The sequence below is a fragment of the Acinetobacter sp. CIP 64.2 genome (assembly GCF_000369645.1).
Lineage (GTDB): Bacteria > Pseudomonadota > Gammaproteobacteria > Pseudomonadales > Moraxellaceae > Acinetobacter.
Window position 1 is genome coordinate 933632 of the sequence record NZ_KB850122.1, and the last position, 26230, is coordinate 959861.

24 protein-coding genes, 1 pseudogene and 1 other annotated feature are annotated in these 26230 nt (G+C 41.1%); of the genes and pseudogenes, 14 read left to right on the forward strand and 11 right to left on the reverse strand.

The window, feature by feature from the left end:
- Positions 1-25 precede the first annotated feature (25 nt).
- The gene (locus F895_RS06765; RefSeq protein WP_005242283.1) at positions 26-1204 is read right to left on the reverse strand and encodes a hypothetical protein; all 1179 of its coding nucleotides are present in this window, start codon (positions 1202-1204) and stop codon (positions 26-28) included.
- 127 nt (positions 1205-1331) lie between these two features.
- Between F895_RS06765 and F895_RS06760 the strand changes: the two genes are divergently transcribed.
- The 5 genes from F895_RS06760 (at position 1332) to F895_RS06740 (ending at position 7541) form a co-directional block, all read left to right on the forward strand.
- Positions 1332-2843 (forward strand): acetaldehyde dehydrogenase ExaC, encoded by a 1512-nt coding sequence (locus F895_RS06760; RefSeq protein ID WP_005242284.1) that lies wholly within the window; start codon positions 1332-1334, stop codon positions 2841-2843.
- A 211-nt stretch (positions 2844-3054) separates the two neighbouring features.
- A complete protein-coding gene (gene eat / locus F895_RS06755) occupies positions 3055-4485 on the forward strand; it encodes an ethanolamine permease (RefSeq protein ID WP_005242285.1) in 1431 nt (476 codons plus the stop codon).
- A gap of 23 nt (positions 4486-4508) precedes the next feature.
- On the forward strand, positions 4509-5894 hold the full coding sequence (locus F895_RS06750) for an ethanolamine ammonia-lyase subunit EutB (protein WP_005242286.1): 1386 nt from the start codon (positions 4509-4511) through the stop codon (positions 5892-5894).
- A gap of 10 nt (positions 5895-5904) precedes the next feature.
- Entirely contained in the window at positions 5905-6717 is an 813-nt protein-coding gene (gene eutC, locus F895_RS06745; protein WP_005242287.1) for an ethanolamine ammonia-lyase subunit EutC, read from the forward strand.
- A gap of 116 nt (positions 6718-6833) precedes the next feature.
- Positions 6834-7541, forward strand: a complete 708-nt coding sequence (locus F895_RS06740) for a glutamine amidotransferase (protein WP_005242289.1) — start codon at positions 6834-6836, stop codon at positions 7539-7541.
- Positions 7542-7981: 440 nt separating this feature from the next.
- On the opposite strand, the gene F895_RS06735 is transcribed toward F895_RS06740, so the two are convergent.
- The gene (locus F895_RS06735; RefSeq protein ID WP_005242293.1) at positions 7982-9709 is read right to left on the reverse strand and encodes a glutamine--tRNA ligase/YqeY domain fusion protein; all 1728 of its coding nucleotides are present in this window, start codon (positions 9707-9709) and stop codon (positions 7982-7984) included.
- Between the two features lie 167 nt (positions 9710-9876).
- Here F895_RS06735 and F895_RS06730 point away from each other — a divergent pair, with 167 nt between their 5' ends.
- The 4 genes from F895_RS06730 to F895_RS06710 all read left to right on the forward strand — a co-directional run bounded on the left by F895_RS06730 (position 9877) and on the right by F895_RS06710 (position 13373).
- A complete protein-coding gene (locus F895_RS06730; RefSeq protein WP_004654349.1) occupies positions 9877-10386 on the forward strand; it encodes a peptidylprolyl isomerase in 510 nt (169 codons plus the stop codon).
- An 88-nt stretch (positions 10387-10474) separates the two neighbouring features.
- A complete protein-coding gene (locus F895_RS06725; protein WP_005242295.1) occupies positions 10475-11191 on the forward strand; it encodes a UDP-2,3-diacylglucosamine diphosphatase in 717 nt (238 codons plus the stop codon).
- Between the two features lie 178 nt (positions 11192-11369).
- On the forward strand, positions 11370-12185 hold the full coding sequence (locus tag F895_RS06720) for a hypothetical protein (protein WP_005242297.1): 816 nt from the start codon (positions 11370-11372) through the stop codon (positions 12183-12185).
- Positions 12154-13373, forward strand: a protein-coding gene (locus F895_RS06710; protein WP_107114716.1) for an IS3 family transposase whose coding sequence is annotated in 2 segments (ribosomal slippage) — positions 12154-12430 and positions 12430-13373 — 1221 coding nt in all. Because the reading frame shifts where the segments join, the coding sequence is not laid out codon by codon here. Before F895_RS06720 ends, F895_RS06710 begins: the two co-directional genes overlap by 32 nt.
- Positions 12429-12545: a sequence feature (AL1L pseudoknot), on the forward strand. Its footprint overlaps the gene before it by 117 nt.
- Before the next feature lie 39 nt (positions 13374-13412).
- Here the strand turns inward: F895_RS06710 and F895_RS06705 are convergent.
- The 7 genes and pseudogenes from F895_RS06705 to tsaE form a co-directional block, all read right to left on the reverse strand.
- Positions 13413-13739 (reverse strand): annotated as a pseudogene (locus F895_RS06705) (NAD(P)H-dependent oxidoreductase); the annotation flags it as partial.
- Positions 13740-13817: 78 nt separating this feature from the next.
- On the reverse strand, positions 13818-14405 hold the full coding sequence (locus tag F895_RS06700) for a TetR/AcrR family transcriptional regulator (protein WP_005242302.1): 588 nt from the start codon (positions 14403-14405) through the stop codon (positions 13818-13820).
- 33 nt (positions 14406-14438) lie between these two features.
- On the reverse strand, positions 14439-15296 hold the full coding sequence (locus F895_RS06695) for an EamA family transporter (RefSeq protein WP_005242303.1): 858 nt from the start codon (positions 15294-15296) through the stop codon (positions 14439-14441).
- An 80-nt stretch (positions 15297-15376) separates the two neighbouring features.
- Positions 15377-15889 (reverse strand): RNA chaperone Hfq, encoded by a 513-nt coding sequence (gene hfq, locus F895_RS06690; RefSeq protein ID WP_005242305.1) that lies wholly within the window; start codon positions 15887-15889, stop codon positions 15377-15379.
- 92 nt (positions 15890-15981) lie between these two features.
- The gene (miaA, locus tag F895_RS06685; RefSeq protein ID WP_005242306.1) at positions 15982-16926 is read right to left on the reverse strand and encodes a tRNA (adenosine(37)-N6)-dimethylallyltransferase MiaA; all 945 of its coding nucleotides are present in this window, start codon (positions 16924-16926) and stop codon (positions 15982-15984) included.
- A 6-nt stretch (positions 16927-16932) separates the two neighbouring features.
- A complete protein-coding gene (gene mutL / locus F895_RS06680) occupies positions 16933-18873 on the reverse strand; it encodes a DNA mismatch repair endonuclease MutL (protein WP_005242308.1) in 1941 nt (646 codons plus the stop codon).
- Positions 18863-19339 carry a tRNA (adenosine(37)-N6)-threonylcarbamoyltransferase complex ATPase subunit type 1 TsaE gene (gene tsaE, locus F895_RS06675; RefSeq protein WP_005242311.1) on the reverse strand — a complete coding sequence of 159 codons (477 nt, stop codon included), beginning with the start codon at positions 19337-19339 and terminating at the stop codon, positions 18863-18865. The genes mutL and tsaE overlap by 11 nt, the downstream gene beginning before the upstream one ends.
- Positions 19340-19454: 115 nt before the next feature.
- Here tsaE and F895_RS06670 point away from each other — a divergent pair, with 115 nt between their 5' ends.
- From F895_RS06670 to F895_RS06660, 3 genes are all read left to right on the forward strand, one after another.
- Entirely contained in the window at positions 19455-20411 is a 957-nt protein-coding gene (locus tag F895_RS06670) for a pseudouridine synthase (protein WP_005242313.1), read from the forward strand.
- A gap of 61 nt (positions 20412-20472) precedes the next feature.
- Entirely contained in the window at positions 20473-20781 is a 309-nt protein-coding gene (locus tag F895_RS06665; RefSeq protein ID WP_005242315.1) for a type II toxin-antitoxin system RelB/DinJ family antitoxin, read from the forward strand.
- A gap of 97 nt (positions 20782-20878) precedes the next feature.
- Positions 20879-21322: a GNAT family N-acetyltransferase gene (locus F895_RS06660; protein ID WP_005242317.1), complete on the forward strand. Its 444-nt coding sequence runs from the start codon at positions 20879-20881 to the stop codon at positions 21320-21322.
- Here the strand turns inward: F895_RS06660 and F895_RS06655 are convergent, their stop codons facing one another.
- Positions 21323-22036, reverse strand: a complete 714-nt coding sequence (locus tag F895_RS06655; protein ID WP_010589716.1) for a pseudouridine synthase — start codon at positions 22034-22036, stop codon at positions 21323-21325.
- A gap of 245 nt (positions 22037-22281) precedes the next feature.
- Between F895_RS06655 and F895_RS06650 the strand changes: the two genes are divergently transcribed.
- Together F895_RS06650 and F895_RS06645 are read left to right on the forward strand one after the other, a co-directional pair.
- Positions 22282-22794, forward strand: coding sequence for a hypothetical protein (locus F895_RS06650; RefSeq protein WP_005242321.1), 513 nt, complete (start codon positions 22282-22284; stop codon positions 22792-22794).
- Between the two features lie 138 nt (positions 22795-22932).
- Positions 22933-23934, forward strand: a complete 1002-nt coding sequence (locus F895_RS06645; protein ID WP_005242322.1) for an LLM class flavin-dependent oxidoreductase — start codon at positions 22933-22935, stop codon at positions 23932-23934.
- 70 nt (positions 23935-24004) lie between these two features.
- Here F895_RS06645 and F895_RS06640 read toward each other — a convergent pair whose 3' ends face one another.
- Positions 24005-26083, reverse strand: coding sequence for a sensor domain-containing protein (locus tag F895_RS06640; RefSeq protein WP_010589717.1), 2079 nt, complete (start codon positions 26081-26083; stop codon positions 24005-24007).
- Positions 26084-26230 lie beyond the last annotated feature (147 nt).

Here is a 26230-nt window from a genome sequence, read left to right on the forward strand (position 1 = left end):
ACGCCCCTTTTAAATATCTGAATGCTCAGTGGTCTTGGTACTTACTGAGCATATTTTTAGCAGGATGCGAAGCTGGCAGTAACTCCAGTAAACGTTCAGCGGCATCAATTGCTTCAGGCGAATAGGCCAAATGCTTTAATAAAGCGTCACTGCCCTGTGTCTGAAAAATGGCATGACTCAAACGGGATTCCAAGCCATCTCGCCATGCACATAAAAATGGACTTTCGGTTTTCGCTAAGAAAATACCGGTATAGCCTTGCAGTGCGGTACTGATATAACCGGCATCCAAGGCTTGCTCAAGTTGCAAGAAATCTGCCTCGACGGCAACGTTGAGACGATAAGGTCGTGAGCCGAGCGCATCGCCTAAACGGTCTCTCAAATGCGACATCTCTGCTTTTAATGTCCCAAGACTGACTTTGCGTTCCCCATACAACGCCTGATGTAAATTCTCTAAATTCAATCCCTGCGGGCACAAGGCTAAAATCACCAGAATTTCAATTTGTCTTGGGGTTAAAGTCAAATTCTGCCCGTTCAGCAAGACCTGTGCCGTATTAAAGGTACGTAAATACAATTGTTGCTGCTGTAATTGCTGTACTGCCATTTGCAAAATTGCGGCACAACGCTCGACGGCCAATAACCCTAAACTATTGTGGTGTTCCCATGTGGTGGATAAATCCACCACACCTAAAAGCTGCTTGGAATAAGGGTCAATAATCGGCGCAGCGTAACAAACCCAATCATGTACCGACGCCATATAATGTTCATTGGAAAATACACAACTGGATTTACGGGTCTTGAGTGAAAGCGCCAAGGCATTGGTGCCAACCAGTTCTTCCTGCCACTGCCCCCCTGCAACAAAGTGAACCTGTTCAGCCGCATTGCGCATCTGTGTACAAGACGCCGTCCAGATAATGGTACTGCCCATATCACCAACAGCAAGCACCATTGAAGACTGTTCTGCCACATGCTTGAGATCTTCCCGACAAGCTTGCAAAGCCAAGCTGAGTGAACTTTTTGTTTCAGTCGATTGATTGGATAAAGGTGCAGCCAGACGTTCTTTGGGAATATCAGCGAGTGTAGAACGCTCCCATGAACTGGCGATACTCTGTTCCATTTTTTCAGCATGTTGCGGATTGAGGCTGCTTTGCGTCCTCAGTTGTTCAACCTGCTTGCGCTGTTGCAATAATTCCTTTTTTGTATGCATTTGTAATTCCCTACATCCTTGACATGCAATTCCAACCTTTTTCCAACCTTTAGCGCGATATGTTCAGTATTAATAACGTACTGGGTACTTTATTTAAAAATATCAAAACACATAAAGGAGTATGTATATGCGCTATGTTGATCCCAATCAATCTGGTTCAAAAATCCATTTCAAAGACCAGTATGAAAACTTTATTGGTGGGCAATGGGTTGCGCCAGTCAAAGGAGTTTACTTTGACAATATTTCCCCTGTCGATGGCAAAAGTTTTACTCGTATTCCTCGCTCCAGTGCCGAAGATATTGAACTGGCACTGGATGCTGCCCATAAAGCCAAGAAAGAATGGAACAAATCCTCTCCAACCACGCGCTCTAATTTGCTACTAAAAATTGCAGACCGCATGGAAGCCAATTTGGAAATGTTGGCGGTTGCTGAAACTTGGGATAACGGTAAGCCAGTCCGCGAAACACTGGCAGCAGATATCCCGTTAGCCATTGACCATTTCCGTTATTTTGCTGGCTGTATTCGTGCTCAGGAAGGTGGCATCTCCGAAATTGATGAAGATACCATCGCCTACCATTTTCATGAGCCACTCGGTGTGGTGGGACAAATCATCCCGTGGAACTTCCCGATCTTGATGGCGGCATGGAAACTGGCCCCAGCATTGGCTGCGGGGAACTGTGTGGTGATTAAACCTGCGGAGCAAACCCCAGTTGGTATTTTATTGGTGGCGGAACTGATACAGGATCTCCTACCAGCAGGTGTCCTCAATATCGTCAATGGTTACGGCGCCGAAGTGGGTCGACCACTGGCCACCAGTCCACGCATTGCCAAAATTGCGTTTACCGGTTCAACCCAAGTTGGGCAATTGATCATGCAATATGCCACTGAAAACATTATTCCTGTGACGTTGGAACTCGGCGGAAAATCACCGAATGTATTTTTTGCCGATGTGATGGATCATGATGATGATTTCCTCGATAAAACCCTTGAAGGTTTCGCGATGTTTGCGCTGAATCAGGGTGAAGTCTGCACCTGCCCATCTCGTGCTTTGATTCAAGAAAGTATCGCCGATCAATTTATGGAAAAAGCCATCGAACGGGTCAAGCGCATCAAACTTGGACATCCACTCGATACCGACACCATGGTCGGTGCACAAGCCTCCTTAGAACAACAAGAGAAAATCCTGCGTTGTATCGATACAGGCCGACAAGAAGGTGCCGAGGTACTTTTGGGTGGCCATGGTCGCCAAGAAGTCGGTAATGGTTATTACATCGAACCAACCATCTTTAAAGGTCATAACCAGATGCAAGTATTTCAGGAAGAGATCTTTGGCCCTGTGCTATCGGTAACCACATTCAAGGACTTTGATGAAGCCATCCAGATCGCCAATGACACCATGTATGGTTTAGGTGCTGGGGTCTGGTCACGTTCAACCCATACCGCTTATCGTGCAGGCCGTGCCATTGAGGCGGGTCGGGTATGGACCAATTGTTATCACATCTACCCTGCTCATGCTGCATTTGGGGGCTATAAAAAGTCTGGGGTTGGCCGTGAAAACCATAAAATGATGCTCGATCATTATCAACAAACCAAAAACTTGTTGGTGAGTTATTCAACCAAAGCCATGGGCTTTTTCTAGGTGATTCAAATCGGTTTGCTGACCGGTATAAGCCTTATCTTTAAAGACTTATACCGGTTTTAAATCGGCAGCTGTTGGTTTATAAACAAAACCTCTATTTTTCACTCAAACTGAATCACCAAAGCAAATAAAAATTAAATTTTGGCACAAGATGTGCAACATCGGCATTGCTTTTGCATCTTGCTGATGAGAACCATACACGGAGCTTTGTATGAACAATCAAGAACCACTTTCTGTACTTTCAGCATCGACAACCTCTTCCGAAGATTATTTTGCCCAGAGAAAACTTAAACAAGGTGCCGTGGGCTGGTTATTGCTGATCGGTCTAGGTGTCGCCTATGTTATTTCAGGTGACTTTGCTGGCTGGAATTTCGGTATTGCACAAGGTGGTTGGGGTGGCATGTTTGTTGCCACCGCAGTCGTTGCCGTGATGTATCTGTGCCTATGCCTTGCTATGTCCGAAATGGCGACCATGCTGCCAACAGCAGGTGGCGGTTATAGTTTTGCCCGTATCGCATTTGGCCCACTCGGTGGCTATTTAACAGGTACCGCAATTCTGATTGAATATGCGATTGCTCCTGCCGCCATCGCGACCTTCATTGGGGCCTATTGTGAATCGTTATTCGGTATAGGTGGCTGGCAGGTTTATTTAGCCTGTTATCTCATTTTTATGGGCATCCACCTGAAAGGTGCAGGTGAAGCCCTTAAAATTATGTTTGCCATCACCTTAGTTGCGGCAATCGCACTGGCTGTTTTTATTGTTGCGATGTTGCCGCATTTTAATTCGCAAAATCTGTTTGATATTCCTGCAGGACAACAATTTGGCGCAAGCAGCTTTTTACCCTATGGCTATTTAGGCATTTGGGCCGCTGTTCCCTATGCGATCTGGTTTTTCTTGGCTGTTGAAGGTGTACCCTTAGCCGCAGAAGAAGCCAAAGATCCTGCCAAATCACTGCCACGCGGATTGATGGGTGCCATGCTGATTTTAACCGCCTTTGCCCTACTGATTCTATTTTTAGGTGCAGGTGCAGCTGGTGCTAGTACTTTACAAAACTCCAGTGCGCCTTTGGTCGATGCCCTTGTCAAAGTCTATGGACAAGGTACTTGGTTGGCCAACTTTGTTAATTTTGTCGGTCTTGCTGGGCTCATCGCCAGTTTCTTTTCAATTATCTATGCGTATTCACGTCAAATTTTCGCCCTCTCCCGTGCTGGCTATTTACCTACCTCGCTGTCATTAACCAATAAAAATCACGCCCCTTATTTAGCCATCATTATTCCCGGCATAATCGGATTCTTGTTGTCCTTAACTAAAGAAGGTGACCTACTGATTTTAATTGCAGTCTTCGGTGCAACCATTTCTTATGTATTGATGATGCTCTCGCATATTAAACTGCGCGTATCTCGACCTTTAATGCACCGTCCCTATAAAACACCTGGCGGTATTTTCACTTCAAGTATTGCCTTGATTCTGGCAGCGATTGCAGTTGTCGCAGGGTTTCTAGTCAATCCTAAAGTGTGGTGTATTGCAGCAGGCATTTATATGGTCTTTATTGCTTATTTTATATTTTATAGCCGTCATCAACTCATCCAAGGAACGCCAGAAGAAGAATTTGCACAGATCACCGCAGATGAAAAGCAATAATCAGGAAGATTAAGGAGAAGCGCATGCGTTACCGTCAAATCGTGGCCCAACAACACTATCAATTTGCTGATCTTAAAACCTTGATGGCAAAAGCCACCCCTTTACGTTCTGGCGATCAACTGGCAGGTGTTGCGGCACAGGATGCAACTGAACGAGTTGCAGCACAAATCACCCTGGCAGATGTGCCTTTAAAAAACTTTTTAAATGAAACCGTGGTCGATTACGAAAGCGATGAAATTACCCGTCTGATTATTGATGAACATCGCGCTGATCTGTTTGCGCCGATTGCGCATTTTACGGTTGGCGATTTCCGTAATTGGTTGCTCAGCGAGGATGCTACCACCGAAAAACTGCAACAGCTTGCAGCAGGATTAACCCCTGAAATGGTTGCCGCTGTGAGTAAAATCATGCGCAATCAAGATCTGATTTATGTCGCAAGCAAATGTGAGGTCATTACCCAATTTCGCAATACCATCGGTTTAAAAGGACATTTATCCACGCGTTTACAACCCAATCATCCCACCGATGATGTACTGGGTATTTCCGCCAGTATTTTGGATGGTTTAATGTATGGCAATGGAGATGCCGTGATCGGAATTAATCCTGCAACTGACAATCTGCATAATTTATCTGAACTGTTAAAACTGATCGATCATGTCATTCAGGAATATCAAATCCCGACCCAGTCTTGCGTTCTGACCCATATCAGTTCAGGCATTCAACTGGCAGAAAAAAATGTTCCAATTGACCTGATGTTTCAATCCATCGCAGGCACACAGAAAGCCAATGAAGGTTTCGGTATTTCGCTTGCCATGCTGCAAGAAGGCTATGAAGCGACGCTGGCTTTAAACCGAGGTACGCTTGGCAACAATGTGATGTACTTTGAAACAGGTCAAGGCAGCGCCCTATCCAGCAATGCGCATCATGGCGTTGATCAGCAGACCATTGAAGCGCGCGCCTATGCAGTGGCACGCAAATACAATCCCTTATTGGTCAATACCGTGGTCGGTTTCATTGGCCCTGAATATCTCTATGATGGCAAACAAATTATCCGGGCAGGTCTGGAAGATCATTTCTGTGGCAAACTGCTCGGTCTGCCAATGGGCTGTGATATTTGCTATACCAATCATGCCGATGCCGACCAAAACGATATGGATGTGCTGCTGACCCTATTTGGTACAGCAGGCATTAATTTTATTATGGGCATTCCGGGTTCAGATGATGTGATGCTGAATTATCAAACCACTTCCTTTCATGATGCACTTTATCTCAGACAATTACTCGGACTACAGCCTGCGCCTGAGTTTGCATCTTGGTTAGAACAGCAAGGTATTTTAAAACAGCAACAACAGCATATTCATTGGGCAAAACAGATGCCTGCTCAATTCTCTAGATTATTGATGCATTGAGGAGAGTTTGATGAAACTTTCAAAAGACATTCAATTTCCAGCCCAAACACATCAAGACCAATGGGAAACCCTGAAACAGTTTACTGATGCGCGGATTGCCATTGGGCGCACAGGTTGCAGCATCCCAACCCGCGCTTTACTGGATTTTCAACTCAGTCATGCTCAGGCCAAAGATGCGGTTTTCCAGTGCTTAAATGTTGAATTACTCACTGAGCAATTACAACAATTGGGGCTTAATCCTATCCATGTACAAAGTCAGGCAGAACATAAAGAGCTGTATTTGAAGCGGCCTGATTTAGGAAGATTACTTTCAACCGATTCGACGCAACAGCTTCAGCAGATGCAACAAGATCAGCAGGATTATGATGTCTGCATCGTGATTGGTGATGGTTTATCGGCTCGCGCCATTGAAGAAAATGCGCTGCCTTTCATACAGGCACTGATCCAACCTTTTGCAGAACAACAGTGGTCTTTAGCGCCTATTGTGATTGCCACAGGCAGTCGTGTTGCGTTGGGTGATGAAATTGCTGAAATTTTTCAGGCACGTATGTTGATTATGCTGATTGGTGAGCGTCCTGGTCTCAGTTCACCTGACAGTATGGGCCTCTATTACACATTCGATGCCTTCAGTGGCTGCCTGGATTCGCAACGCAACTGTATTTCCAATATTCGTCCCGCAGGATTAAGTATTCCGATTGCTACCCAACGCTTACTGGCCTTAATGCATAACTCCAAACGGCTGGGGCTTTCTGGCGTTGATTTGAAGGATGAACATGTGGTACCAGTGGTTGAGGAACATCATCAACGCAAATTGCTTTTTTAACGATACAACACTTGGTCAGCCTTATTTTCAGTACTGTCCAAAGTACATAAGATCAAGACATCGGTCTTAAAAATGATTTAAGATACAAAATAATTTTTATTCATCGGTACTCGGTCATGACCCTCGCCGCTCATCTCAAAACTGTTTATGCCATTCAACATCTTGCTTTTGAAGATCTCGGCTCTTTAGAAGATGTTTTTTATCAGTTCGGCTTCCGTGTCCGTTATTTCGAAGCGGGTGTCGATGACCTGAGTCCTGCACTAAACTATGAAGGGCTAACGGTAATTCTTGGCGGCCCCATCGGCGTCTATGAAACCGAGGACTATCCTTTTCTAGTCAATGAAATTGAAGGCTTAAAACAACGCTTAAAAGCCAACAAGCCGACCATTGGCATTTGCTTAGGTGCACAACTCATCGCACATGCATTGGGTGCAAAAGTCTATGCAGGACATCAGAAAGAAATCGGTTGGAGCCAATTGGAAATTAAGGCTGTTGAGCAGAATCCTTTAGCCGCACTGGAAAATGTGGAAGTATTGCACTGGCATGGGGACACTTTTGATTTGCCCCCAAATGCAACTTTATTGGCAAGTTCTGCAATTTATCCAAATCAGGCCTTTTCTGTTGGCAATAATATTCTCGCCTTACAATTTCATCTTGAGGTGGTTGGGCAAAGTTTTGAGAAATGGCTGATTGGACATACCTGTGAAATACGCCATGCAGGTTTATCAATTCCTCAATTAAGACAAGATAATCAGGTCTATGCGGCACAGTTAGAGAATAAAATTGCCCAAATTATGAGCCATTTTCTTTCTCATCTAGATTGAGGCTAAAATCTGCATGCCAAACCCGTAATTCATTCTACCGACTCAATAAATTGAGACGGTAGAAAAACCTGAAGAAACAAATCTTTAAAAAAACAATAATTATTCTTAAAAGAAATAAATATTAAATTTTGATGACTAAAATATTGAAAAAAAAGTGCAGTTAGTTACAATATTTAATGAAATGTATATTAATTAATACAGTACTTAGTTATATTTTTTGAGTCGGGAAAATGGATATTTTAAAGTTTATTAAAAGTTTTCATACAGTTAACACTTATCTCATGGCTGCTATTTTTTTATTAATTGCGATGATAATTTACTTTTATCATATTAATCCAACTGCATAGAACTTTACTTTAGGTTTTAAGTAACTCAATCATTACAGTTCTACGCAGATCTAAATTGAAAGGGCCTAATAAAGTATTAGGCCCTTTTTTTAATTACTTTTTATCTGCTTTAAAACTATCCTTTAAATCAAGGATACGGTTAAACACGGGTTTGTCAGCTTGATGATCATATTGATCCGCAACAAAGTAACCTTCACGTTCAAACTGGAAACGATCCTCGGATTTCGCTTGTGCTAAAGCAGGTTCAATCACCGCTTGTACTACTTTTAAGGATTCAGGATTTAGATGTGCCAAGAAATCATCATCCGCATCTGGTGCCGCTTCGGTAAATAAACGATCATAAATACGAACTTCTGCAGGTACACCTTGACTAGCTGATACCCAATGAATCACGCCTTTTACCTTACGGCCTTCGGGATTTTTACCCAAAGTTTCAGGGTCGATTGAACATTTAAGCTCGATCACTTCACCATTGGCATCTTTAATCACTTCATCACATTTGATCACATAAGCATGGCGTAAACGCACTTCACCCTCAGGAATCAAGCGCTTGAAACCTTTTGGTGGTACTTCTTCAAAATCTTTACGATCAATATAAAGTTCACGTGTCAAAGGAATGATACGTTCGCCCATATCCACGTTTGGATGACGCGCATGCGTGAGATCCATTTCTTCTGGCAAGTTCGTTAGCGTTACTTTAAGTGGATTAAGTACCGCCATCCCGCGTGCAGCGGTATTTTCCAAAGATTGACGAATACAGAACTCAAGCATTGCCACATCAACAATACCATCTGTTTTAGAAACACCAACACGCTTACAGAAATCACGTAGGCCTTCCGCAGTAAAACCACGACGGCGCATACCAACAACAGTTGGCATACGTGGATCATCCCAGCCTTGTACATAATTGCCTTCAACCAATTTACGCAATTTACGTTTAGAAGTAATCGTATAATCAACATTTAAACGCGAAGACTCGTACTGACGCGGAACGGCTTGCGAGTGAACTTTCTCGACAATCCAGTCATAGAATGGACGATGATCCTGGAATTCCAGTGTACATAAAGAATGCGTAATGCCTTCAATCGCATCTGACAATGGATGCGCATAGTCATACATTGGGTACATTTTCCACTTATCACCAGTTTGGTGATGCTCTGAATGCAGGACGCGATAAAGAATCGGATCACGCATATGTACATTCGGGCTGGTCATATCAATTTTGGCACGAAGTACAGCGCCCCCCTCTTGAATTTCACCATTACGCATTTGTTCAAAACGCGCAAGATTTTCTGTAACAGTCGCATCACGATAAGGTGAGTTTTTACCTGGCTCAACGAAATTACCACGGTTCAACTTAATTTCTTCTGGTGTTTGCAAATCAACATAAGCATCACCTTGTTCAATCAATTGGACAGCCCATGCATAAAGTTGATCGAAATAACCTGATGCATAACGTGGCTCACCATTCCAGTTAAAACCTAACCATTTCACATCATTGGCAATACCATCAACGTACTCTTGTTCTTCGGCATCCGGATTTGTGTCGTCGAATCGTAAATTACATAAACCTTCGAATTCTTCAGCAATACCAAAGTTGAGACAAATCGCTTTCACGTGACCAATATGTAGATAACCATTTGGCTCAGGTGGGAAACGTGTCACCACTTTTTGGGTACGGCCTTCTTTTAAGTCATCTGTAATCACTTGACGTACAAAGTCTAAGCCTGCCTGTTGTTCTTGCTGCGCAGCATCGACAGAGGCATGAGTATTCGGTGTCGGGGTCTTCGGCAGTTCAGAAACAACATCATTTGGCTTCATAGGGTGTAAATCACTTCTTACAGTTAAAAATGGGAAATAAAAACGCAATCTTTGCTTTTTATGAAAGATTTTAACGTTTTTTACTTGCCTTGTAGTTTACAGTTTGCTTATGCTTCTCTCAACCAAAAACCCATGGTCAATTTGCCCATGTTTAGGAGATTAATGTAATGAGTTTTCCTCAAGTCGAATTAAATACCAATAAAGGTCGTATTGTTCTTGAGCTTAACGCTGAAAAAGCACCAAAAACGGTTGCAAATTTCTTAGAATATGTACGTGACGGTTTCTATGACGGCGTAATTTTTCACCGCGTGATTGATGGTTTTATGATCCAAGGCGGTGGCATGGATGAAAACTTCAAAGAGAAAGCAACTCGTGACTCTATCGAAAACGAAGCTGACAACGGCTTAAGCAACGATGAAGGCACGATTGCAATGGCGCGTACTCAAGCTCCTCACTCAGCATCTGCACAATTCTTTATCAACGTTAAAAATAACTCTTTCTTAAACCACACTGGTAAAACAGCGCAAGGTTGGGGTTATGCCGTGTTTGGTAAAGTTGTTGAAGGTATGGACATTGTAGAAGCAATCAAAGGCGTTCGTACAGGCAACCGTGGTTATCATGCAGATGTTCCTTTAGAAAACGTTGTAATTGAGTCTGCTAAAATTATCTCTGAATAAAAATCTCCCCTAACCCCTCTTTAAAAAAGAGGGGAACTCCTCCCTTTATAAAGGGAGGTTGGGAGGGATTATAAAATAGGATAAAAGTGTGACCTACCTGTTTATTTCAGATTTACACTTGTCACCCGATCACCCTCGACTCATTCGAGGGTTTTTGGCTTTATTAAATGAATATCACAATAAAAATACCCAGCTCTATATCTTAGGAGACTGGTTTAATGCATGGATTGGCGATGATTATACTGCACCGTGGTTAGATGAAATTGTCAATGCCTTACAAGCGTTTACCGATGCAGGCAACCAAGTTTACTTTCAGGTCGGTAACCGGGATTTTGCTTTGGGTCAAAAATTCCTATCTCGATTTAACGGCATTCTATTGCCAGACGTTTATAGCCTACAGATTCAGCAGCATACCTTCCGACTGGAGCATGGTGATGCGCTCTGTACCGATGATGTTGCTTATCAACGTTTTCGCAAAGTGATCCGTAACCCATTAATATTAGGGTTATTAAAACGCACCCCATTGAGCTTTAGACAAAAACTGGCCAATGGTTTCCGGAAAAAAAGTAGCGAAACCAAACAGCTGAAAAGCTATGACATCATGGATGTCAATGCTCAAGCAGTCGAATCCGTGATTGAACATGTTGATTATTTAATTCACGGTCATACCCATCGTCCAGAGATTCATCATGTCCTGAATAAACAGCGTATTGTTTTGGGAGACTGGCGAGCAGATTCAGCTTGGATTTTAGAGCTCAACGAGCAAGAAAATTATCAATTAGAGTTTAAACAGTGGAATTATTAACACTCAAGACATATAAGTAAAATCAATAAATTAATATAAATTTCTTTAAATAAAATTTACTTCCAATATCATATAGCTGTAATTTTTAGTTTCATTTTATTTTAAAAAAACTTAACAATGTTCATCTATATTGAATTTACACAACACAATTCAGGATGAATTTTCGATCCTAAAAAGAATGTCTTTTCTCACTTTGTTAATTATTTCGACCAACTCTGCTTTCGCAGATGACTCAAATCTCATAAATGAGGCAGAAGCTTTAGCAATTGATGCAAAATTCTATGCAGCTTCATATGATGTACCTTATGATGAGGCCATACGAAGATTATTGATTATGCATGGGACATCTTCTGATATTTCCAATATTAGAAACAATGTAAAAGGTGATCTACAAGGAATGTATTTTGACAACAGTAAAAATGACTCTGCTTTAAAAGTGAATGTCGCGAATTATGCTAAAAATTTACCAACGTCATTAACGGTTAAACCTAAGACTTCACAAGCAGTCCAAAGCATTATCTCAAGTAAAGGAAATTCTAATTTAAGAAAACAATTTAATATTAGCGATGCAGACATCAGAACAGTGGCTACACAATATTCACAACCATTGTCCGCTCCTATTAATTTTAGTCAACAAAATTATAAAACAAAAGAACAACGTTTAAAGAATATTGAATCTAAACGAGAGCAGCTAAAAAAATCACTCCCAGAACTACAGTTAGTCTATGACGATGAGAAAACAGGAAATGCGAAAGTGTATGTTAAATCGGATAAAGGCAATGCAAAACAAATAGCAGAAGTCCTTTTGGCTGTTCCTGTTGAAATTAGTGTTGTTCCTTTTGGGGGAAGAGTGGCTACTCGAGGAGGATCACCCCTACTAGCAACTGCACCAAATTCTGTAAAAGGCCAAATTGAACCGTACCGGGTTTGTCGGAGACTCAATATTCTGAGAGACTATTCCGATGAAAAAACCAAACTATACCCCCGAAATTAGAGAAAGAGCGGTTCAATTACTAATTGAATCTGAAAAAGATTATCCATCGAATTGGGCAGCAGTTTCCGCAATTGCTCCTAAAATTGGCTGTACTCCTGAAACACTTCGTGTTTGGTATCAAAAATACTTAGATCAACAAAATCCCGCCAAAGTACAACAGGTATCTGACCAAGAAAAAATGAAGCAAATGGAACGTGAAATTAAAGAATTAAAACGTGCCAATGAAATTCTACGTAAAGCAGCCGCTTTTTTCGCCCAGGCGGAGCTCGACCGCCCACACAAATAATGGTGGATTTTATCCATAACAATAAGGCGTTATATGGTGTTGAAGCGATTTGTAGAATTTTACCGATTGCAGCTTCGACCTATTATCGGGCTTTAGATTTCGTTGATAACCCAGAACATCGAGCGAAACGTGCTCTGCATGATTTACATCATGCAGAGCAAATCAAACGTATTTGGAAAGAAAGTTCAGGTCGATATGGTGTACGTAAAGTTTGGCAAAAATTGAAACGTGAGGGTTATGTTATTGCACGTTGTACAGTTGCTCGATTGATGCAAAAGCTAGGTATACAAGGTGTTTGGCGTGGTAAGAATAAACAAACCACCCGTAGCCGAGATGATCAAAAACGAGCAGATGATTTAGTGAAACGGAATTTTAGTGCTGATCGACCTGACCAATTATGGGTCAGTGACTTTACGTATATTCAAACACATTCAGGCTGGGTCTATACCGCCTTTATTATTGATGTGTTCTCACGAGCAATTGTTGGATGGAAAGTATCTACACGGATGAATACAGATATGGTGCTCGATGCATTGGAGCAAGCATTGCACGATCGAGGCATGCCAAAGAATGTGATTCATCATTCCGATAGAGGTGTTCAATATCTTTCTATTCGCTATACCAATCGTTTAGATGCTGCAAATTTACGAGCATCAGTCGGTACGACAGGTGATTCATACGATAATGCTCTGGCTGAAACGGTGAATGGCTTATACAAAACAGAGGTGATTGAATATTTAAAAGCAGATTGGCAAGGTTTAGCAGATGTACAACTTGCGACACTAAACTGGGTAGATTGGTTCAATAAAAAGCGTGTACACAGTGCACTGGGTTATGTATCGCCTTTTGAGTTTGAAGCAATGTACTATGATAAGATTAACCCGTTAGGTCAGGTGGCCTAACTTAAATAAAAAAGTCTCCGACAAACCCGGTACGGTTCAAAATACACGTTCAATCCAGCCCTTTAAGAAAGCAGGAACTGACCACCAATACACAGGAAAAATAAAATAGACAATATCTGCACGATCAAAGCGCGCTTGTTCAAATTGAACATCGGCATCCAAAGCTTGACGACCACGATAAGCTTCAATATCAGAAAGCGTCATCACAGCTTGAAAACCTTCCTTATATAAATCAGCAATTTCTACTGAAATTCCCTTTTCTGTTAAATCACGGAAAATATGCTGTGCAATCTGATGAGAAAGTGATCGTGTATCTGGATGTGTTATGACAATCAAAGCATGCTGGAGTTTATTTGAATTAGACATAGATCAATTCCGAATAAATGATTCACACAAGTTACCAATAGTAACTTATGCTGTCAACTCAGTTCTTGATGCCTGTATTTAGGTCGCTGAATAATCTTGTAAAATAACTAAAAGTGAATTTTCCATCACCTGTTGTGCAGTCAGTGCATCAATTTGATTTTTACTTGCTGCTGTCGATACCGTTTCAATCAGACCCATGATCGCGATCACGATCGCCTCACCCTCTTTTCCATCCAATTGAATAAATGGACGCATGCTTTGTTTAAAAATTTCTGTGAATTTTTGCTGACATTGCTGAAAATAGTTTTGCAAGATATCACTACCAGACAAAGCAGCAATCACCAATCCAACCTCCGGACCCGTTGAAATAAAACAACTTAAATAGGCTTCGCAAAAAATATGAATAGTTTGCTGTAAGGTTTTTGCTTCGGCAGCTAAAGACCGATTAAGCTCTGCAGTCTGTTTATCATCAAACTCTTGATAAATCGAAATCAATAAACCTTCACGGTCGATAAAGTGTCGATATGTAATTGGCTTAGTAATACCAGCTTGCTCTGCTAAATATCCCAGAGTTAGGGCTTCTACACCCTGAGTGCGAATAATTGAACGGGCCACCTGCAACAACTGTTGTCTACGCTCTTCTTTACTCAGTCTCTTACTAGTCATAATTTTACTTCCATCAAATTTAACCAAGTCGCTTTACATCATTGCTTTGGCTAAACATAGGACTGCAACCACCCCACAGATCAATCCAATCCAGGTATAGGCTTTTAAGCGTTCTTTAAATACTACTACACCACTAAGCACGCCAAGTACCACGACAAGAATATTCATACCTGCAAAAACAATCGCTGGGGTTTCTTTAAAAACCATATGGGCCTTGACATATAAAGCGATATTGGCGAAATTTAGCACACCCAAAAACAAACCCATAAAAATGTTTTTAGGCTGCCAGTTCGGCTGAGTAATTGCGATATACGCAATCGAAAAAACGAAAGCCACAATAAATGTTAAATTCAGCGTGACTGCGAACTGCAAACCTAAGCTACTGCTATATTTGAGTAGTACATCAACTGCAGCATAACCGGCCCAGACACTCAACAAAAACAAGGCTGATTTTAAATTTATGCCTTTACTTGCTTGCTCTGTGGCCTGTCCAATAATGATCGCTAAAATCGCAATAATCCCGAGTGCTACACCTATTAATTTTAACTGGCTAAACTGTTCGCCAAAAATAAAATAGGCCGCTAATAACGACAGTATCACGGCTAAGCGTTGCGCAATTTCAGTTTTGAGGATGCCTGCAAATTGCAAAGATTTGGCTAAACATAAAAATATACTGGGCAATAACACCGCAAGAATAAGGATCAACCACCATGGGGTATTATTTAAAGATATATGCGTGATATCAGGTTTAAACCAATAAAAACATAAAAGACTGGCGCTCAAATAATTCCACGCGATCATTTGAAAAACATCAAATCCTTTCGCTTTCAAATATTTCAGCAAGATCGAGACAAGTACACTACAACATGCCGCAGCAACAATCATTTCCATAATATTTATTCTAGCTTTTTAAAGACAAAAAAATGCCAGTCTACGCAGAGACTGGCATTTGATTAAAGATCATTGATCAATTAACGATTATTTTCGTCTTCTTGACCATCTTCAAATTTAGTTTCGCCGTCGAAGCCACCTTGATGACCAAAGCCACCTTGACCACCAAAGCCACCTTGACCACCGAAGCCACCACCTTGACCGCCGAAGCCACCTTGACCGCCGAAGCCACCTTGACCACCGAAACCACCTTGACCACCGAAGCCGCCACCTTGACCACCAAAGCCACCTTGACCACCGAAGCCACCAGTAGAACCTTGACCGCCAAAGCCGCCTGCAGCACCTTGAGCTGGGAAGCCACCTGCAGCACCTTGAGCACCAGCTGGGCGTGGATTACGCGCAGGAACAACTGTAGAAATTGCGTGTTTATAAACCATTTGACTTACAGTGTTTTTTAATAAAACAACATATTGGTCAAATGACTCAATATGACCCTGCAATTTGATACCGTTTACAAGGAAAATAGAAACTGGAATACGTTCTTTACGGAGAGAATTTAAGAACGGATCTTGTAAAGTTTGACCTTTAGACATTTTTAACTCCAAAAAAATTTTTAAATCAGCGCAAAAAAACTATCTTTATTTTTCAACTAAAAATTATAAAAAGACAGCCTGCGAATTTTGCTTTATCCAAAGAAGTTTCGCAAGTCTTCTTTCGCCTGCATTATCGTCATGTAAGTTTTAAAATCGTGTAATTCTTGCAAAGAACGTAACCAAGTGTATTGACGTTTAGCTAATTGCCTCGTCGCAAAAAGGGCTTTGTTCTCCATTTCTACTTTATTTTTGAGACTTAGATCACTTTTTAGTAAAAAATCCAAAGCTTGACGATAACCGACGGACCGCATGGACGGTAAATTATCATTTAAATCGTATTTTTTAATCAATTCCTCTACTTCATTTAAAAAACCAATGTTCCACATTTTGCTTAATCTTTGCTCAATGCGTTGATGTAATTCTAAACGATCAGGCATCAATGCGTAGTTATGAAATATGTAACGATATGGTTGATTTTTAGGCTGCTCAGCTTGTAATTTTGTTATCGGCTCGCCTGTTATTCGATAGACTTCAAGTGCACGAATAATCCGTTGTTTATCTGAGACTTTAAATTTTTGCCCCGCAACAGGATCGACAGCCACCAACTCATCATAAACCGCCTGCCAGCCTTCAAGATCAGCCTTGGCAACAATTGCATCGCGGATTGCTTGGTCAGCATTTGGCAAATTATTGGCCAGACCTTCTAACAGAGCTTTAAAATATAGCATGGTTCCCCCCACCAAAATCGGGGTTTTACCACGTGCATGCATATCATCAATCAATGGGCAGACATCTTCAACAAATTGTGCTGCTGAATAGACCTCCAAAGGGGTAATAATATCAATTAAATGATGTGGATATTGTTGTTGCTCTTCTTTAGTCGGCTTTGCTGTGCCAATATCCATATCTTTATACACTAAAGCCGAATCAACCGAGATCAGCTCAAAATTACCACGCTCATAAAGTTCGCATGCCAATGCAGTTTTACCACTTGCGGTAGGCCCCATTAAATTGATGACGGGCAATTGATTTGACATGTAAAACTACTCTCCTCGAGCAAATAATTTATCTAATTGATTCAGTGGAAATGCCCGCCAAGTTGGACGCCCATGATTACATTGACTGGCAAACTCGGTTTGTTCCATTTGACGCAATAAAGCATTCATTTCAGATAGGCTTAACTGGCGATGTGCACGTACGGCGCCATGACACGCCATACCTGCAAGTAGCTCATCACGTTTTTGCAATAAACCTCGCGCCTCATCATTCGGATCAAGATCATTTAACAATTCAGGAACTAAATTTCCAAAATCAGCTTTATGCAAAATCGCAGGTACACCACGCACAATCACCTGCTCATCGCCATACTGATCAATTTCCAGACCTAAGCGCTGCAATTGTGGTTGTAAATCTTCAACGCGAGTCGCTTGCATTCGCGTAATCGAAACAACTTTAGGAATCAGTAGTTGCTGTGAGGTCCAGAATTCAGGTTTATCCCATGCCGACTTCATCTGCTGCAACAAAATACGTTCATGTGCTGCATGCATGTCCACAATAATCAGGCCTTCAGTATTTTGCGCCAAAATATAGATACCATGCAGTTGTGCGATTGCGATTCCTAAAGGAAACTCATCCACACGTGATGGTCCTTGATCATTTCCATCTTCTGTTTCTTCACGTAAAGGCGCTAAATAGCTTTTGAGTGCATTATTTAACTGTGCAGAGCCGTTATAACGTGGTTCTTGTGATGTTGAATTATACTGCACTGCTTGTGGACGGCTTTGATTAAATTCAGTCAATAAATCTGTCGAAACAGCAACCTGCTGATTGGCTTGTCGCTCAGGCTCAGCGACTGCTCGATGCAAATTAAATTGTTCTTGGTATTTAGGTTGAGGCTGATAATTAAAATGTTCTGCTGAAGCTTCATCTGTTTTCATTGCTTGTGCTAAATCTGCACTGGCGGTCTGAAATTGAGACAAAGTTGCTTTGGCATAGTGACGTACAAATTCATGCACTTCACGCTGATTTAAAAAACGAATTTCATGCTTGGTCGGATGTACATTCACATCAATATTTTCAGGATCAACTTCTAAAAACAATAAATAAGATGAATGTTGATGACCATGCAAAATTCCTTCATAGGCCATACGTAAAGCGTGTGAAATGGTTTTATCTTTGACAATACGACCATTCACATAGACATATTGCATATCCGCCTGCGCACGTGCATCAGAAGGGTGTCCCAACCAGCCCGACAAACGCATATTGATACTTTCAGCATCAATCCAGTAGGCATTTTGAATAAACTGTTGACCCAATAATTGCTGAACACGTTGATAACGTAACTCACCGCTATCCGCCACAGGCAGATTTAAACGAATATTATCGTTATGTTCCAGTACAAAGCGAATATCGAAATGTGTTAAAGCCAAACGACGTACAATTTCTTCAATATGATTAAATTCTGTCGTCGGTTTTTTTAAGAATTTACGGCGTGCGGGTACATTAAAAAATAGATCTTGGACACGAATATGTGTGCCTTTTTGTGCAGCCACCGCTTGAATCTGCTGATGATCAAATGCGGTACCATTCACTTCCACCTGGTAGCCCACGCCCTGCTCATCTTGACTACTCGTGAGAGTCAAGCGCGATACCGCTGCAATCGAAGCCAATGCTTCTCCACGGAATCCCAAACTTACAATCGCATGTAAGTCATCTGCTGTTTGAATTTTACTGGTGGCATGGCGCATCACGGCCAAAGATAAATCATCCGGATGAATACCATTACCGTTATCAATGATTTCTATCAAGGTCGAACCGCCTTGTGCCACACGAATAATCAGTTCGGTTGCACCCGCATCGATTGAGTTTTCTAATAATTCTTTAACGACTGATGATGGACGTTCAATTACTTCACCCGCAGCGATCTGGTTGGCTAAAGCAGCATCAAGGGTATGAATACGACGGGTTGAATCATGCGCCATTCAATTGTTCCTGCAAACTTTGAGATAAAGATTCAGACTGGGTAGTTAAAGTCACGAATCGAGTCAGTTCATCTTCCGATTTTTGCATATCAATCACAATATCGGGTTTTGGAATTTCATCACCACCTTTCGATGGCCATTCAAATAAAAATAGCGCATCTGCTACATCTAAGTAATCACGGATTCCCATCAATTCTAATTCATAAGGATCATTCAAACGATACAGGTCAAAATGAAAAATTTCTTTGCCATGGATGGTATAAGGTTCAACCAAGGTATAAGTTGGACTTTTTACCGAACCTTGATGTCCTAAGTTTTGTAGAAAATAACGGGTAAATGTGGTTTTCCCAGCTCCTAGATCACCAATTAAATAAATAATGCCTGAGTGCACCTGTTCAGAGAGGATCTGCGCAAAACGCTGAGTGTCTTGTTCATGATTTAGAGTAAATTTCACTGAATACGACATGGCAAATAAAACAAAATTGGAATGGCAGCTATGATAACATTGCCCTGCTTTAAAGCCTAATAAAGTCCTTTTAGACTGACTTTTTTTACACCGTTTACCGAGTCGATATCGCTGTATGTCATCAATCATTGAATTTACGCCACCGCTACTCAATGGCGTCAGTGCCAGTAAAGTCTTTTTACCCAATGATGTTGCTGCACATACCGTTTTTGATTATCTCTGCCAGCAGTTTCCACATATTCAGATCAATGAATGGCAACAGCGTTTTGCCGATGGGCTGATTTATGCGGCAGATGGACTCAAACTCCAGTTAGATAGTCTTTACACACCCAATACTCATATTTTTTATTATCGTTTTCTGGCCCACGAAATTCATGTACCGTTTCAGCATAAAATTTTATTTGAAAATGATGAACTACTTGTAGTCGATAAACCGCATTTTTTGACCATGAGTCCAACAGGACAATATGTACAAGAAACCCTGTTAGTCCGACTTAAAAAACAGACGGGCTATGCAGATCTTACCCCCATTCATCGACTGGATCGTGAAACAGCAGGTGTGGTTCTATTCTGTAAAAAAGCGACTGCCAGAGGCATTTATCAGCAGCTTTTTGCCGAAAGAAAAGTACAAAAAATCTATCACGCAATTGCTGCCTATCGCCCTGAACTAGATTTTCCCAAAAATTTGCAGCTGCATTTAGAAAAAGGCCAGCCTTTTTACACCATGCAAATTAATCAAGAAAAAGCAAATAATACAGAAACCTTGATCGAACTATTGGAACATAATCAAGACTACGCCAAATATCAACTAATGCCTAAAACGGGCAAACAACATCAATTACGTGTTCATTTAAATTATCTTGATATTCCAATACTTAATGATTCATTTTATCCAAATATTGAACATAAAGCAGAAGATGATTTTAGCCATCCTTTACAATTACTGGCCAAAGAAATTCAATTCCTTGACCCGATTTTGAAACAGGAAATGCATTTTAGTTCTCACTTTGAACTTGCATTGCCACCACAACGTAATGACAAAAAATCTATTTTTTCGCTTCAAAAATATTGAAATTACATTGCAATGGTTTAAAATACATGACGATAACTAAAAATATGTGGTTACATTCTTCATGCGAAAAACAGAAGTTTATCAGGTTCGCCTCGATTCACAGGAAAAGAAGCAAGCCTTTGCTGTATTTAAACAGTTGGGGATCTCCCCTGCTCAGGCTGTTCGCCTTTTCTTCAAACAAGTGGTATTGACCAAGTCGATCCCTTTTACGATCGAAAACCAAAACATCAACATGGAACAGTTACTCAAACTGCGTAAATCCAAGGCCGTGGCTAATGCTGAAAACCCATCGGCGACCGAGATTGAAGATGATCATGAAGATTTGTTTGAAGAATTGAATGCATTGCTCGGTGAAAGTGACAAAACTTAACAATGTTGCATTTACAAACAAGTTTTTATTTTTCAGCTGAATTTTTTTGGTTATTCTGACAGTCCGAATAAAATTATAAGTGTAAGGATGTGTAGGAATGATTGTTAAGCGAGCCACAAAAGAAGATCTACATCAACTTGCTGTCTTGTTTGACGAATATCGTCAGTTCTACGGAGCATCATCAAATATTGAACAATCTTATCAGTTTTTAAAGCACCGCTTTGACAATAAAGACAGTGTCATTTTCATTCATGTGAAAGATGATGTCTTTACAGGCTTTGTCCTGCTTTATCTCGCCTTTTCTTCCGTTGCTTGTGAAACCTATTACATCCTTGATGATGTCTATGTGACACCATCCTACCGTAAACAAGGCGCCGCCAAACAACTCATTGATACTGCAATTCTATTTGCGCGGCATGAAAATGCTCAACGCATCAGTCTAGAAACCCAGAAAAATAACTATCAATCCCATCGTCTTTATGAACAAATGGGATTTATTCAGGACAGTGAATTCAAGACCTATCACTGCTTCCTTAAGTAATTAATCTTCTCCCGAGATATTTTGGCTCAGCTGCTTTTGCTCATCGCTTAAATACATCCATTCACCTTGTAACAATTCAGGCAATTCGAGTGAGCCTATCTGGTGACGATGTAAAGCTTCAACTTTATTACCAACAGCGGCAAGCATTCTTTTGACTTGGTGGTAGATGCCTTGATGAATGGTCATCGACAGTTGATGGGTTGAAAAAAGTTGCACATCTGTTGCCGCGTAAATCCCTTTTTCATTGCGCAGCTCAACTCCCCGCTCTAGTCTCATTTGCTGTTCAGCTGTGACAGGATCAGCAGTGCTGACATGATAAACCTTAGGTACATGTTTACGTGGATGAGTCAATGCCTGTAAATATTGACCATCATCCGTCAGCAATAATAGCCCTGTAGTATCTTGATCCAAGCGTCCTACACATTGAATACCACGATGAATCAGAATCTCTGGCAATAAACTGAATACACTCTTATGATGTGTGGCTTGATGCGAACACTCATACCCTTGAGGTTTATTTAAGACAATATAAACGTGTTCGCGATATTGATATTCTTCACCAAAGACCTGAAAACAAAGTTGATCTGTCGCAATATTCTGCTTCGGATTATTACAAACCTGCTGATCGATCTGGACAGACCCATTTTTTATTAACTGCTGGCAATACTTACGTGAACCAAAGCCTTGTGATTGCAAAATTTTTTCCAGCAGCATATATGTACCCCAATTTAAACTGCAGCTATTGTACTCGATTCGCACGTGCACCGTTGTTTGTTGCGTATTCATTCTTTATTTTTATAATTTATTCACAATTTCTACACTTGTAATATAAGCCATACAAAAACCTCCTCAAACTCTCTCAATCCAGAGATTGCACTCCATATTTTCACTCAAATCTCTTGTTACATTTATCGCAAGCAAAAGAATACTGTCCAAAAGAATGGATAAGGAGTTTCACCATGAAATCAAATCTGTGGTTATGTAGCGTGGTTCTTGCAGCATCATCGATGATGACTGTGGCACATGCAGATAATACAGCTCGTGTAGCCGCAACTTCCGCTTTAGGCAGTGTAGTGGGTACCGCGTTAGGTAAACAACTAGGTGGTAATACAGGCGCCATGATTGGTTCTGCTTTGGGTGGTGCAGGTGGTGCAGCCGCATCCAGTAACCGACGTGACCGCACAGAAGCCGCGATTGGTGGCGGCTTAGGTGGTGTTGGGGGCTATACTGTTGGCCGTAATATGGGAGGCACAAATGGTGGTTATATTGGCGCCGCTTTAGGTGCTGCAGGTGGTTCAGCTTTAGGCCAAAAAGTTGGTCAGGATCGTGATGCTGACCGCCGTTATGATGACCGTCGCTATGATCGCCGTTATGAAAACCGCCGCCATTATGATGACCGCCGTTATTACAATTCCCGCTATGATGATCGCCATGATAATGGTCGCCACCGTGGTTGGTATAAAGATCGCTAAATTAACAGAACAACAAGTTACCCTTTTAGCGCCTTCGGGCGCTTTTTTTATAGCAACAACACAATATATCGACCAAAAACGATATACAAAATTCAACTTATATCGTATTATCTCGATATACAATTCTGAGAATCAATGATGAAATCATTACAAGATATAAAATTCTCTATACTTGAACTTGCACCAGTTCGGGATGATAAAAGTATCGAGTTTTCACTACGACATGCATTAGAACTTGCACAACATGCTGAAAAGTTAGGCTATGAGCGATTCTGGCTAGCCGAACATCATAATATGGATGGGATTGCCAGTTCTGCAACTGCTGTTTTATTGGGCTTTATTGCCGCAAATACGCAGCACATCCGTCTTGGTTCAGGCGGTATTATGCTGCCAAACCATGCACCATTGGTGGTTGCAGAGCAATTCGGAACCTTGGCAACACTTTATCCAAATCGTTTTGAACTTGGTTTAGGTCGTGCTCCTGGTACGGATCAAATGACCATGCGTGCCCTGCGACGTGGCCGTCAGGAAACTGAAGATCAATTCCCTCAGGATGTTGTGGAAATTTTGCAATACTTTAAAGCACCACAGGCCAACCAAAGAATTATTGCGACACCAGGTCAAAACACCCATGTCCCAGTTTGGCTACTCGGTTCAAGTTTATTTAGCGCACAACTGGCAGCTAGGCTCGGGCTGCCCTATTCTTTTGCCTCACACTTTGCCCCAAGAATGTTAGGCCAAGCAATCGAAATTTATCGTGATAATTTCCAGGCGTCTGAATATCTGGACAAACCTTATGTTTCCATGGGGGTGCCAACCGTAGTCGCAGCAACGGATGCGGAGGCTCAATATTTAGCGACCAGTTCTTATCAACGTATTTTAAATCTGATTCGTGGTCATAGTTTAAAGCTCAAACCACCGATTGACTCAACTCAAGGGCTTGCAACAAGTGCTGAGCAATTGGCTATTCAGAATTTTTATGCCATGGCACAAATTGGCTCTCAAGCTACAGTACAAGCGGGTTTAAATAAAATTGCAGCACAATATGATGTTGATGAGTTTATTTTTACCTGTGATATTTACGATACAGAAAAGCGTTTGGAAAATTTTAGTCTCTTGATGGATCTTAAAGCCCACTAAGCACCACATCTAGATACAAGGCTTTATGATAAGCCTTGTTATTTAATTTTTATGATTGAAGTGATACCACTCATACGCCGTGTTGAAGCATTGCTGTGGCTTGTTGTATATTCACCGCAGGACTAAATAAATACCCCTGCCCAATCGAGCATCCAGACGATTTGAGTAATTCAAGCTGTTTAATATTTTCAATACCTTCAGCAACAATATCCAAAGACAACTTCGGCCCTAAGGCAATAATGGCCTGAACGATTGCTAAAATTGCATCATCTTCGTTCATTTGACGAATAAAATCACAATCAATTTTCAGACAGTCCACTGGATAATCACGTAAGCGGGTTAAAGATGAGTGACCTGTACCAAAATCATCTAACGCAATTTTAACACCTTGCTGTTTTAATAAATTTAATGCCCGAATCACATAATCAGAACCACGGTCATCCAAGATATGTTCAGTAATTTCAATTTCTACCAGATGGTGCGGAATTTTATATAAATTCAAACGCTGCAATAAACGCTCAGCATAATTATCTTTCAAGAATTCGACTGGTGCTGCATTGATTGACACAGGAACAACATCTAATCCTTGTTCAATCCACATAGCAATGTCTTTAAACACTTTATTTTGAATTGCATCACTAATTTTCGTCGCTAATGAATAGTCTTGAAAAGCCTGTTCTATTTTATGAGGCGAATGAATACATTGATCCTCTGTTTGCCAACGCAGTAATGCTTCAAAACCCACAACTTTCGCATCTGATAACCGTACCTTAGGTTGGTAATAGGGAACCATTAGGCCATCACGGATAATATGTCGTGCCTCATTCAATTGAATGGCAATATTCTGTGCCGCGATCTGCATTTGCGGATTAAACATACGGAAACCACCACGACCGGCAGCTTTCAAATCATTTAAAGCTGTATCCGCACACTTCATTAAATTTGAAGAGTCTTTGGCATCACGCGGATAAATCGCACAACCGATACTCATGCTACCGTTAATTAAACTTCCCGCATAAGTAATGGGTGCATCTAGCTGTCGACTCACATCTATAGCCACTTTTTCAAGTTCTGCTTCGGTATCAATACCATTCACGACAATTGCGAACTCATCTCCGCCCAAACGGGCAACAAAGGTATTTTCTGGCAAAATATTTTCGATACGTTTAGATAGAATACGCAGTAAATGATCACCTGCTGAGTGCCCCAGCGTATCATTGATGTGCTTGAAGTAATCCAGATCCAGTAACATCAAGCCAACCAGTTTTTCATCTTTTTTATGTCGATGTAGGGCACGTTTCAACTGGCGTTTCAAAAAACGACGATTATAAAGCCCCGTTAATTCATCTAGTTCACTAGACAAGCGGAGCTGTATTTCCGTTTGCCTCTGTGTCGTTATATCCCGCGACAAACATAAGACCTGCTCAATCTGCCCCTGATCATTTAATATAGGTGTCAGCAAATTATCCCAATATTGCCGCTCTGTGCTCTCGCCACTCATTCCACGAAAGCGAGCCGTTTTTCCTTTGAGTGCTGTTTTCAAGGCATAAGTTGCTTTAGAACGCATTTCTAAAGGCAAAAGTTCAGCCCATTTCATGCCAAATCGAAGATTATTTTCTTGGATATTAAGTGCGATACAGCCTGTTTTATTGACATGTAATAATGAGCCATCTGCTTCTAATAATTTGATACAGTCAATACTATTATCCAGCATACTGGTTTGCGCATTAATACACTTCACAAGATTTTGTTGATATTGTTTGGTTTCATGAATATCAACACTGTTAACAAACCAATAGCCTTGACCCTCAACTTCAGCGTTCAAAAACTTTGCAGACAATGAGAACCAGCGGTACGAACCTGATCGATGTTTCAGGCGGCATTCGAGTTGAAAAGGTAAGCGCGAACAAAAAGCATGCTCCCATTCATTACGGAGCAGTGAAATATCATCAGAATGAATTAAATCCACCCAATTTTCTGCAAAATGCGCTAGATTGTTAAAGCCGATATATTCTTGGCTGACACTATTAAAAAAATAGGCATCACCTTGCTCTGAAAGCAACCAGACCAGACTCGGAATACTGTTATAAATGTTTTGCTGAACTTCACTCATTTGGTGGTTGGAGTGAAAAGGGAACGCGAGATTCACAGACTTCTGTTCCAAACAGAACTCTTTCGATCAAGATATTCAGTCGCAATAAAAGCCATAGAGCACCAACAACAAGAAATAAAATGAGATATAAGTCACAATATTATAGCAGAAATGCAGTCAAATTATCACCTGCTATATGACTGG